The organism is Flavobacterium sp. FlaQc-57, from assembly GCF_044007395.1.
Classification (GTDB): domain Bacteria; phylum Bacteroidota; class Bacteroidia; order Flavobacteriales; family Flavobacteriaceae; genus Flavobacterium.
The window spans coordinates 295927-308119 of record NZ_JBIPDA010000004.1 but is presented as its reverse complement, the minus strand read 5'-3'; the positions used below and the strand labels follow the sequence as shown (position 1 = coordinate 308119).

Below are 12193 nucleotides of genomic sequence, written 5' to 3'. Positions count from 1 at the left end.
ACTCTTAAATATAGACAAATGGATATAGTCAAATTTAAAATCACATCAAAAACGATAAAAGTAGAAGTACGAAATTCAAATAATTATGTTTTTAATTTTAATACTGCTCTAGAGATTGAAAAAGAAGACAAAGATGTTTTATTAAAATTGTACCATGCATTAGATCTTCTTTTTAAAAAAGAAAATGCTGTCGAAACAAAAAACTACATTTCGCCCAATCAAACCAATATACTTGACCAAATTTCTGCTGTTGACAATTTAGAACAGGAGAAATAAACAAGTTAATCAATTATATAACAAATTGAGAAGAAACAAGTGCAGATACATTAAAACACTTCACTCACCTTATTTTCAACAAAAACTAAGACACTTCCAAATCAATTGATTTGCTTTTTTATTGAGGTTTTGTTTCGTTAGGAACTTCTTCAACTCTGATTCGAGATAAAAGCATTTCATCCCTATAACAACAAAAAGCCGAGAGGACTCAACTCTCGGCTTTTCTTCAAAACAAATTTAATTAGTGATAAACTAACTCTTTAAAACAACACTAATTACTATCTTAACTTTCACGTTCAATCCAAACATGTTTTTATTAGCTGCTGCTGGATAATTTCTATGTTAATAACCCGGATTCTGATAAATTGCTTTTTCATCAGCAGTCATAATCATCGCATCAAACTGAGATTGTGGAATAGGACGTAAATAATGATACGGTTGAATGGTTCTAGACACGGTTAATGGCGTATGGTTTCCGTATGCAGGACCGCAAATTTGATACGAGCTTGAAAGTTCTGTCCATTTTTGAGTACGAAGTAAGTCGTACCAACGATAACCTTCACCATAATATTCACGTGAGCGTTCTGCTAAAATATAATTAACATCTATAGCTGCTGGTGTTGCCGCAGTCATTACCGCACTATTGTCAGCTGTTTTTGCTACATTCCCATTGTTATCAAATCTCCATTTACCAGCACGAGCACGTAAAACATTTACCAGCTCTCTTGCACTTTTTCCGCCTTGTGGAGCTGCTCCCATTACTGCTGCTTCTGCTGCTATTAAATACAATTCAGACAGTTTAGCCATATTATAAGGACGCGTACTTGCTGCATTAGGCTGACCTAATCCGCCTGCACCATCTGTACGGTATACTCCAAGTTTCCATAATCCAGGATATATAATTCTACTAATACCACTTGGTGCAATTACAAAATCTGATCTTCCTGCCAGAACTCCCGCTCCAACACCTCCATTTGTTGCATTATAGGCAATTGCTGAATTTTCATCATTCAAAAATGACAGTATAGCACCACCTGGAGCAACCGGTAAGCCATTTGCATTATTTAAAGTTGGCGTCGTAATGCCGGCTTTATTCCAGTTACCACGATACACTGTTGTAAATGTTCCATCGTAACGAGAATCATTGGTTTTGTCAGCAAATGTATTTGTGATTACACCGATAGTTGGACACATACGAATATATGGACGACCTAAATGCTGTTCCGCCTCACGTTGTACTGAACTTACGCCTGAACTTCTAATATTAGTATAATTAGGTGTCATCATCCAAACTGCAAAATTTTCTGGTGCGCCACCATTCGAATATGTAAGACTGCTTGCGTTGAAAAATTCGCTTTTTTCAGTATGATCAGCATACAATACAATTTCGCTATTGCGATCATTACTTCCTAAATTTACGTCATAATAAGTTGCTTGTAGTGCAAATGAACCATGAGTATCAATTGCTGTTGCTGCGACATCATAGGCTTTCTGAAAATACCACGCTGCATCGTGTCCATCCGGGTCAACACGAGCAGTTTCCGGATAAGTAGGAATGTTATTTGGATTTTTTAACCACCATGCATAAGTCAAATAAGCCTTCGCCAGAAAAAGTCTGGCAGCAGTTTTGGTTACTCCACCTTTTACTCTTCCAACATCAGGCAATTCATTTACTGCCGTCAATAAATCAGGAAAAATAGCTCTTGTATAAACTTGCGGCACATTATTTCTAACAGAAAATCTTGATGGGCTTGTATTGAATTTAAGTTCTCCTGCACCTAAATCCAACGGAACTCCTCCGAAAGTTTGAACCAATAAGAAATAGTCAAATGCACGAAAAAATCTAGCTTCGGAAATCATCGCATTTGAAATTGTTCCAATTGCCTTAGCATTTTCAATAATACCGCTGGCAGTATTAATGTTAATAAATGCGGGTTGCCATAAAGCATCAGTACGGCTTGAAGAAGGAGTAATTGATCCCACGCCCGAAAGATCCATGTCCTTGAAGTTGGCATCTGCACTTTGTGCGTATGTTGCTTCATCAGTTCCTGTTTCGGTCGTATTGTAGTAATAACCTTGTCCATAGATATAACGCAAATGAGCATACATTGACGTTAATCCTGCAACAACTCCTTTTTCGGTTTTAAAATATTCGGGAGTATAAATACTGCGAGGCTCTTCTTCTAAAACATTAGAACATGCTCCCAGGAACAGCGTTATTACTGCTGCTACCATAAAAGTTTTTATTTGTATCGGTTTCATCGTTATCTTTTTAAAATGTTAAATTAAGGCCCAGTAATACAGTTCGCGTTGATGGCGTGTTTGTACCTAATGTCAGCAAACGCTTTTTATAAAAATCTGTTGTTGCAGCATTTTCATTACCATACGAATTCGTTTCAGGATCCATACCTGTTTCTTTATGGTAAGGTGAATAGATTACAAATGGATTTTGTATGGTACAGTAAAGACGAAATCTGTCCACGCCTAGATCTTTAATAAATTTTTCAGTTACATTATAACCAAGGGTGATCGTGCGAATTTTAACATAAGAGGCATCGAAGTAACCTAAAGTAGATCCATATTTTGGATTGTCATTACTTGTAATTCCGCCCGGTCTTGGATATTTTGCATCTGTGTTTTCAGGTGTCCAGTAATCCACTTTTACATTTCCTCTACGTCCACTTAACATATTAAGATAACCCGATGAAGAGTAAAGAGTACTAATAAGAACTCCACCACTTTGAAAAGCTCCTACTATACTAAGATCCAGATTTTTATACGCTACACGAGTATTAAAACCTCCCTGAAAATCAGGATTCACATTTATTATTTGTCTGTCTGCAGGCCCTATTTGTCTTGTTGGTGTACCATCTGCGTTAAAATCACCGGTATATTTTACCTTAATCATACCTACATTTCCTCCTGGCTCATATTTGGTAAGATTTGCATCTCCTTCTTGCCAAAGTCCAATTTTCTGGTAATCAAAAATTACATCAATTGGGTGCCCTACAAACCACCAGTTGTTTTCATCTCTGTCTTGTCCTGAAGATAATGCCACCAACTTATTTCTGTTGGAATAATAGTTAACCCCAACATCCCAAGACCAACCATTTGGATTGTCTAATATTGCACCATTAAGCGTAATTTCATACCCTTTATTTTGTGTTTGTCCAATATTTGCTGTGTAACTACCCACACCTGATGTTGGAGGAAGATTAACTCCTAAAAGAATATCTTTTGTATCTGTAACATAATATTCTGCTGTACCTGTTAAACGGTTTTTAAAGAATGCAAAATCAATCCCGTAATTCATTGTGGTAGAAAATTCCCAACCCAAATCAGGATTAGGTAACGTAGATACATAATAACCCGTAGTGTTCACATCTCCAAAATTATAAGGTCTTGAAGCCAAACTACCAAGTGTAGAGTAAGGTGCAACCGCCTGATTAGAAGTTTCTCCATAACCTGCGCGTAACTTTAACTGGTCTAACCAGCTAACATTTTGCATGAATGATTCACTTTTAACGTTCCATCCAGCTGATACAGCAGGATAAGTATGCCATTGATGCCCTTTTGCAAGTCGTGAAGAAGCATCTGAACGAACAGTTGCCGTAAGCATATAACGATTGTCATAAGAATACATTCCACGCGCCATATAAGAAATCAATCCACTTTTATAATAATCCTGATTATCCGGGTTAATTGAAATTTCGCCCGCCGCTCTTCCTAAATTGTAAAATTGGAAGGAATCGGAAGGAATGTCCTTAGCAGAAACTTGCGATTTGTTATAAGTAGTTTGCTCTGAAGAGTACATTGCTACTGCATTCACCTGATGTTTTCCAAAAGTACGATCGTAAGTAAGTAAATTTTGGATTGCCCAATTGGTATTAAGAGTATTAGTGATTGAAGCCGTAGAAACTGTCGTTGGATTGATATTAAACACTCCCTCTCCTGTATATTGACCTCCGCTGGTAGAACGGAAATTACCCCCTAAATCAATATGATATTTTAAACCTTCTACACCTGGTATTTTTAACTCTGCGTATAAAGTATTGTAAGAACTATATGCTTTTGTCTGGTCTATCCACTTATCTCCCAAATTTTCAACCGTTTCTCTTGTATATACCCAGTTTTCATCTAATGGCATCTTTACTGTTCTTTTCAAAGTGCCATCCGCATTATACGGATTAGCAAGAGGCGTAGTACTTAAAGTATTATACAAACTTAAATTGCCACCGTTTGAAATAGAATAATTGTTATTTGTAGTGAAGCCAAATTTAAAGTACTTCCCTATTGCCTGATCTACAGCACCTCGTAAAGACAAACGACTGTAGTCTTGTCCAGGTACTACTGCTTCTTCCTTATAATAACTTGCGCCAAAATTATAGTTCCCGGTTTCAGTACCATTTGTAACGCCTATATCATGATTTGTTACTAAACCTGATCTAAAAAGCAATTTTTGCCAATTGGTATTTACGCTATCAGATTCATCGACACCATTTGAATAAAGCGGAGCGGTAGAACCAGGAAGGGTGGCTATTTTACGTAAAGCAGCAAATTCTGTCCCATTCATCATTGGAAATTCTGCAAAAATATTTTTCAACCCAGTATAAGTATTGTAAGTAAACTTAGCTTTTTGCCCCTTTTGCCCTTTATTGGTTGATATCAGAATAACTCCATTAGCACCACGTGATCCATAAATAGCTGTGGCTGATGCATCTTTCAGAATGTCAATACTTTTGATGTTGTCCGGGCTGATATCACCAATTGATCCGGCAAAAGGAATTCCATCTAACACTACTAAAGGATTGTTGTCTGCTGTTAAGGAACGCGTACCTCTAATTCGGATTTGCATTTCGGCACCCGGTTTAGATGATGTTTGTGTCATTTGAACTCCTGCTAAACGCCCTTGTAAGGCTTGCGTAATATTAGCCGATGGTACTTCGCGAATTACATCGCCTTTAATTGACGAAACAGAACCTGTTACTGCTTCTTTTCGCTGCGTACCGTAACCAATAACTACAACTTCTTGCAAAGCATTAGAATTTTCTTCTAATACAACGTTAATTTTATTCTTTCCTCCAACAGGTACTTCTTTCGTTGTTAAACCCAGAAAACTAAAAACCAACACTGCATTTGAAGGAACATTAGCAATAGAATAATTTCCGTCAAAACCTGTAACGACACCTGTTTTCGTGCCTTTAACATTCACATTCGCTCCAGGAATCGGTCCGCCTGCGTCCGAAACTGTTCCAGTAACTGTCGACTGAGCGTTGGCACTCAAAGAAAATAAAAACATCAGGATCATGAACCCTAAACATTTTAAGAGCTTTGGTTTGCTTTTAATAATAAAAAAGTTACTCATAAAAAATAATTTAATTAGTTAATAGTTTGGTTTAGTTAGTTTCAAAAAATGGTAAAAAATTCTCCATTTAATAATTTGTGATCTATTAAAAAAGTCATTTGAGAAACAAATGTAAATAAATTAAAACAATACACAATCGGTTGCGTTAAATTAATTTGATAATTCCGTAAAAATTATACTAAAAAAATATACTATACATAGTTTTATAACTTAAAAAATATCATTTAAACAAAATAACCTCAACTAAAAGTTAACAAATTATACATTTTAAGGCCTTTTGTTCAAAACAGTAAAAAAAACACAAAAAAGAAGATTTTATCATAAACCTTTAAAAATCAAATAAAAAAGTGAAGAAAAACAAATAAGAAAAAATGTCTGCAATGCCTATTCCGAGGCTTAAACCCAACACGTGTTACTTATTTTTAATTACCAAATGTTATCAATAGCTTTTTCAAAAAAGCGCATTTTGACACACAATCGGTTGCTCAAAAACAGCTGTTTTAGCGGATATTAAGTAACTATTTACAATTATCTGCTTCATTATTTTCAGGTAAAAAATTCAAGGAATCCTCATCTAAAACTTTCGGGATACACGAGCGATAATAGGGCCATAAAAAAAATCAAAACTTTTTTTTCATAAATAAGTCCTTAACAACAAAGAGATTATTTACATTTGCACCCGCAATGGTTTAGCTACAACTTTTCAGGTGTAGTTAACGAAGAGGGAATCAGGTGCAAATCCTGAACAAGCCCGTTACTGTAAATTCCATGCAACATTTTGGCAGATTTAAAACTTTTGAGTTTTCGAAATCTAATCTTTTGCCACTGCATTTTCTAATGTGGGAAGGCCGATCAAAATGGGAATAAGTCAGGAGACCTGCCACTGCAATTAACTTCAAGCTCTCGTGGACCAGAGCTTTGAACAAACACACACATCAAACTAACATTTGATTTTAATTTTTCCGTTAATAACTATTTAGTTAAATAGAGTATTTTGCTATGCATTTATGTAATTATAGGCGTTTTCGCCTACTACATGGTGGATTTTGCTTGCTTCTATGGACTTCATTATTGAATCCAATTTATGCACAGGACAATCCATCAAAAAGAAATAAAGAATTAGATTCTTTAAAACCACATACTTTAAAAGAGGTTATTTTAACCACAAGCAAACGTGAGTTCAAGCTCGAATCGCCAATGCCTGTACAGATTTTGTCCGGCAAACAACTGGAAAAACTCAATAGCTTATCGGTTGCAGATGCAGTACGTTATTTTTCGGGCGTGCAGCTAAAAGATTATGGCGGAATTGGCGGCCTCAAAACTATAAATGTCCGAAGTCTGGGAAGTGCACACACAGCCGTTTTTTATGACGGAATGAGCGTAGGAAACGCTCAAAATGGTCAGGTCGATTTAGGGAAATACTCTCTTGACAACATCGAAGCTATAGAACTTTACAACGGTCAAAAATCGACAATTTTTCAGCCTGCCCGAGGTTTTTTCTCGTCGAACACTCTTTTCTTAAAGACTAAAATTCCTGAATTCTCAACAGGGAAAACAGCAAATATTAAAGCTGCTATTAAAACCGGATCATTTGGGCTTTTTAATCCCTCAGTTTTATACCAGCAAAAACTCTCTTCTACTATATCATTGACAGCAAGCACTGAATGGTTAACCGCTGATGGAAAATACAAATACAGGTACCAGAAAAAAGACGGTTACGACACCACGGCTGTTCGCCAAAATGGAGATATTACAGCGTTACGAAGTGAATTGAATTTGTATGCAAAAATGGGTTCAAACGGTCAGGCTTCTCTTAAGGCGTATTATTATGATTCTGAACGCGGTCTTCCCGGTGCAATCTTAGCCAATCGATACAACTATTATCAACGACAATGGGACAGGAACTTTTTTGTTCATGCTTCACTTCAAAACTCTTTTTCTAAAAAATATGAATTGCTCGCCAATGTAAAATTCAGTAGAGATTACAGTCGTTACATCGATCCTGATTACAAAACTACCGAAGGCGCATTAGACAACAAATATTATCAAAACGAATTTTATGCATCTGTAGTTAATCAGTACACTATTAAAGAATGGTGGAAAGTATCACTCGCAACTGATTTTTCTATAAATACGCTCGATGCAAATTTATATCGATTCCCCTACCCAACCCGATATTCCTATTTAGGCGCTTTGTCTACAGAGATGCATTGGAAACGACTTGATATTCAGGCTAATCTACTTGGAGCTTATATTGACGAACAGGTTAAATATTATCAGCAAGGCGATAGTCAACATGTTTTTTGCCCTGTAATCTCCTCATCTTTTCAGCCATTCGATACTAAAAATTTCAGAATTAGAGCGTTTTATAAAGAATCTTTTAGAATGCCAACTTTCAATGATCTCTACTATACTTTTATCGGTAACAGTTCATTACGCCCAGAATTCACGACCCAATATGACTTTGGTGCAACTTACATTATTGAACCCAAAAAGTTTTTACAATCGGCTTCATTTCAGGCTGATGTCTATTATAATCGCGTTAAAGACAAAATTGTTGCCATGCCATCGTCTAACCTTTTTAGATGGACGATGATGAACCTTGGTCTTGTAGACATAAGAGGTTTAGAACTCAATACAAACTTTGTCTTTAAACTTCCTGAGCAAATATTTCTGGATTTAGGATTGAGTTATACGTATCAAAAAGCAATCGATGTTACTCCAAAAGGCACCACATATGGCGACCAAATACCCTATACTCCGGAAAATAGCGGCACGGTTACCTCATCTATAAACTGGAAAAACTGGCAGATGAATTACAGTTTTATTTATACAGGAGAAAGATACAGTCAAAAAGCCAACATTCCTGTAAACTATGTAAAACCATGGTACACCAGTGATATGGCGCTGATTTGGGATGGTAAAGTCTTGAAGCAATCCATAAAAATTGGAGCTGAAGTCAATAATCTTTTTAATCAATATTATGATGTTGTGCTGAATTTTCCAATGCCGGGAAGAAATTACCGTCTTAATCTATCTGTAAAACTTTAAAAAACACTTAATAATTAAATATTCGACCATGAAAACAAATTTTAAATTTTGGCTGTTACTGGCTTTTGCTGCCGTTGGATTTCAGGGATGTCAAGAAGATGATCCTATTATTCCAGAAGAAGTAGAGGTATTACCTCCCGAAATTGTAACTACTGTAGAAGGATTTTATTTGCTTAATGAAGGTAATATGAACATGAACAAAGCTTCATTAGATTATTATGATTATGAATCCGGAAATTACAGACGAAATGTATACGGTCAAGCAAATCCTGACGCTACTTTAGGCTTGGGAGATGTTGGTAATGACATTGGTATTTACGGTTCGAAAGTATACGCGGTAATCAATAACTCTAATAAAATTGAAGTTATGGATGCCAAGACTTCAAAACGACTAAAAGTAATCGACGTAAAAAATTGCCGTTACGTGACTTTTGCCGGTGGAAAAGCATACGCAAGCGCTTATGATGGTGAAGTACAATTGGGCGATAATTCTCCTAACGGATTTGTTGCCGAAATTGACACAACTTCTCTTCAAATTACAAGAACTGTTAAAGTGGGGCGTCAACCTGAAGAAATGGCTGTCGTAGGAAATAAATTATATGTTGCCAATTCTGGTGGATATAGTCCGCCAAATTACGAGCGAACTGTTTCGGTCATTGATTTAAAAACCTTTACAAAAACAAAAGATATCGATGTTGCGATAAATCTTCACAGACTAGAAGCAGATGCTGACGGTGATTTATATGTAAGTTCTCGCGGTGATTACTATAATATTCCATCAAAGCTATTTGTCATCGACACTAAAACAGATAATATCAAAAAGACCTTTGATATTGCCTGTTCCAATCTCACAATTGTGGGAGATAAAGCGTATATAATTGGTTCTGAATTTAGCTATAGTACTTTTGATTGGATCATTAATTATTCTATGATTGATGTTAAAACAGAAACCTTACTTTCCGGAAGCTTCTTACCAAAAGCAGTCAGTGACGAAATCAAAACACCATATGGCTTAGCTGTCGATCCAATTTCACTAAATGTTTACATAACAGATGCAGGCGATTATGTATCACCTGGAAAATTATATTGTATTGATAAAAACGGGAACACCAAATTCACTGTCATTACAGGAGATATCCCTGCACACTTTGCCTTTAAATTAAAGAAAACAATCAAAAACTAATAACCAATAAATATTAAAACATGAAGAAAATTCTACTTGCATTGTCTGTTGTACTACTTTTATCAGGCTGCTATAAAGACGATATTAATGATCTGAAAAATGATGTTAATGACTTAAAAAACCGAATGGCACAATACGAAAACTTACTTGATGTACTCAATAAACGTCTTTATGTAGTAAGTTACGAAACCAAAGATGGCAGCTACGTAATTACGATGAGTGACGGAACTAAATTATCTGTTCGTAACACATCATCTTTTATTAAAATAGGCGAAAACGGTAATTGGTGGATCGATGGTGTTGATACAGGAAGTTCTGCAAAAGGAGCAACCGGCGAAAAAGGCGAAGCTCCAAAAATTGCTATTGGAGCAAATGGAAACTGGACTATTAATAATGCAGACACCGGAATATCAGCATCTGGACAAAAAGGAAAAGATGCTGCCGAAATTACAGCCGTAGCTATTGCAAATGGGGTAATGACTTTTACGTTTGCAGATGGCCGTACTATTAGTATTGTAGCCAGTGCTCCTGAAATTGGAATTGCTATTCCAACCGGAGGTTTTGCCATAGATAAGATGCAATGGTTTAGAGTTCAACCTCAACTGGTGAATGCTGCTGGTGCAACTTATAAATGGTTGGTGAACAATGAAGAAGTATCAACAACTACAGACTTATTTAGTGTATTTGCAACTGCAGGAACTTATACTGTCGAATTTAAAGCTAAAAATGGTGTTGGCGAAAATTCTAAAACTTTTACTGTAACGGTAAATGAAAAAACATACTTAAACAGAATTACTCAGGTATTTGACTTTTTTCCTGCCCCAGGACAATTTACAAACTCATTACCGGCTGCAACTGTTACAGATACAGACGAAACTATGCGTGTAAAAGCAGAAACAGCTTTAACAACAGGAAGCATGGTAAGTCTTGGTGGTTTTGGTGGATATGTTCAATTTGGTTTTGATCATACTATTATTAATAAAGATGGTAATGATTTTGTTGTACTTGGTAATGCATTTACAGACTGGTCTGAACCTGGAATCGTGATGGTTTCTTATGACGCGAACGGTAACGGAAAAGCCGATGACGAATGGTTTGAAATTGCCGGTTCTGAGCATGGAAAAGCGACTACTATCAAAAACTATGAATTGACTTATTACAAACCAGATGCAGAACCTACAAATCCAAATGAACCAAATTATATTCGTTGGACAGATAATCAAGGACAAAGTGGTTATATTTCTAAAAACACTTATCACAAACAAACATACTATCCAATGTGGAAAGGAACAAGTACGGTTACTTTCAAAGGAACTTTCTTAAAATCGAATATCTACGATAAATCTGGAGGAAAAGGAACTAACTGGGCAAATCCTGCTTACGATTGGGGTTATACAGACAACTGGGCAAATGCTGATGTAAGAGGACAAATAGACATTAGTTGGGCTGTTAACGCTAAAGGCGAATCTGTAAAACTAAAAGGTATTAACTTTATAAAAGTGTACAATTCTAACAGAGCCGAAGGCGGATGGTTAGGAGAAGTTTCTACAGAAGTATCTGGATTTAAAGATTTAAATCTGTAATTATTAAATTTTAAAAATATTAGATTTTCAATCTAAAAAACTCAGGGAATTATAAATTCAAAACTAGCGGATTAGCCAAAACTAATCCGCTTTTTTATGCTTTTTAATTAAATCTCAAATTAAATTCGGGTATTTCTACTTAGCAACATAACAGTTATAAAAACGAATTTTGTCTTAAAATGAGAAAAACCGTAAATTATTCTCATTAAACAAATATAAATTAGCTGAAATAAAAATCCAAAACCCTAAAAAACAGAACATTCAATACTTTAATTAAAGAGCAATATGAAAAACCTTTGGTGCTGGCGTTGCAAAATGGAAGTTCCGATGTTAAATACTGAAGAGTATCTGATAGCATCTAAACTTTATCGTACCGGATTTGAAAAAGGAAAATGCAGCATGTCCAGAACTGAACGTTTTAAAGAGCTCCTAAATTATTACGAAGAAGTTACAGGCTATAAAGAAACGGAGCCCAATGCGATTATGCATCACCGAATTGACTTGTATGGTCCGCCATGCGAAAACTGTTCTAAACCTTATAGAACTTCTAAAGCTTCGTTTTGTGCCTCTTGCGGACATAAAAGAGAAACTCAAATAATTAACAACGATCAAAATCATCAAAAATCGCAACAAAAATGGTGGAGAAGATGGTTGGCTTTATAACGAAAAAAATTCAACACATAGAATCATAGCTTTTAAATGTGTAAAAGAATACAAAAAAGAAACTAGTTTCTC

Annotated in this window: 7 protein-coding genes and 1 riboswitch; of the genes, 5 read left to right on the top strand and 2 right to left on the bottom strand. The window is 35.7% G+C overall.

What is annotated here, in order from left to right; genetic code table 11:
* The first annotated feature begins 18 nt into the window (after nucleotides 1-18).
* Nucleotides 19-276, top strand: coding sequence for a hypothetical protein (locus tag ACHRVZ_RS14800; RefSeq protein ID WP_395423385.1), 258 nt, complete (start codon nucleotides 19-21; stop codon nucleotides 274-276).
* Between the two features lie 342 nt (nucleotides 277-618).
* Here the strand turns inward: ACHRVZ_RS14800 and ACHRVZ_RS14795 are convergent, their stop codons facing one another.
* Nucleotides 619-2538 (bottom strand): RagB/SusD family nutrient uptake outer membrane protein, encoded by a 1920-nt coding sequence (locus ACHRVZ_RS14795; RefSeq protein ID WP_395423384.1) that lies wholly within the window; start codon nucleotides 2536-2538, stop codon nucleotides 619-621.
* Between the two features lie 10 nt (nucleotides 2539-2548).
* Nucleotides 2549-5641 (bottom strand): SusC/RagA family TonB-linked outer membrane protein, encoded by a 3093-nt coding sequence (locus ACHRVZ_RS14790; RefSeq protein WP_395423383.1) that lies wholly within the window; start codon nucleotides 5639-5641, stop codon nucleotides 2549-2551.
* Nucleotides 5642-6309: 668 nt separating this feature from the next.
* Nucleotides 6310-6541, top strand: a riboswitch (cobalamin riboswitch).
* Nucleotides 6542-6691: 150 nt separating this feature from the next.
* Here ACHRVZ_RS14790 and ACHRVZ_RS14785 point away from each other — a divergent pair.
* The 4 genes from ACHRVZ_RS14785 (at nucleotide 6692) to ACHRVZ_RS14770 (ending at nucleotide 12121) form a co-directional block, all read left to right on the top strand.
* A complete protein-coding gene (locus ACHRVZ_RS14785; RefSeq protein ID WP_395423382.1) occupies nucleotides 6692-8692 on the top strand; it encodes a TonB-dependent receptor plug domain-containing protein in 2001 nt (666 codons plus the stop codon).
* A 28-nt stretch (nucleotides 8693-8720) separates the two neighbouring features.
* The gene (locus ACHRVZ_RS14780) at nucleotides 8721-9875 is read left to right on the top strand and encodes a YncE family protein (RefSeq protein WP_395423381.1); all 1155 of its coding nucleotides are present in this window, start codon (nucleotides 8721-8723) and stop codon (nucleotides 9873-9875) included.
* A gap of 20 nt (nucleotides 9876-9895) precedes the next feature.
* Complete coding sequence (locus tag ACHRVZ_RS14775) at nucleotides 9896-11458, top strand: PL29 family lyase N-terminal domain-containing protein (RefSeq protein WP_395423379.1); 1563 nt, start codon at nucleotides 9896-9898, stop codon at nucleotides 11456-11458.
* A 285-nt stretch (nucleotides 11459-11743) separates the two neighbouring features.
* On the top strand, nucleotides 11744-12121 hold the full coding sequence (locus ACHRVZ_RS14770) for a hypothetical protein (protein ID WP_395423378.1): 378 nt from the start codon (nucleotides 11744-11746) through the stop codon (nucleotides 12119-12121).
* Nucleotides 12122-12193 lie beyond the last annotated feature (72 nt).

Excerpts from the sequence above, each read along its gene's own strand:
- ACHRVZ_RS14800 (WP_395423385.1), top strand. The coding sequence starts at position 19 with ATGGATATAGTCAAATTTAAAATCACATCAAAAACGATAAAAGTAGAA.
- ACHRVZ_RS14795 (WP_395423384.1), bottom strand. The coding sequence starts at position 2,538 with ATGAAACCGATACAAATAAAAACTTTTATGGTAGCAGCAGTAATAACG.
- ACHRVZ_RS14790 (WP_395423383.1), bottom strand. The coding sequence starts at position 5,641 with ATGAGTAACTTTTTTATTATTAAAAGCAAACCAAAGCTCTTAAAATGT.
- ACHRVZ_RS14780 (WP_395423381.1), top strand. The coding sequence starts at position 8,721 with ATGAAAACAAATTTTAAATTTTGGCTGTTACTGGCTTTTGCTGCCGTT.
- ACHRVZ_RS14775 (WP_395423379.1), top strand. The coding sequence starts at position 9,896 with ATGAAGAAAATTCTACTTGCATTGTCTGTTGTACTACTTTTATCAGGC.
- ACHRVZ_RS14770 (WP_395423378.1), top strand. The coding sequence starts at position 11,744 with ATGAAAAACCTTTGGTGCTGGCGTTGCAAAATGGAAGTTCCGATGTTA.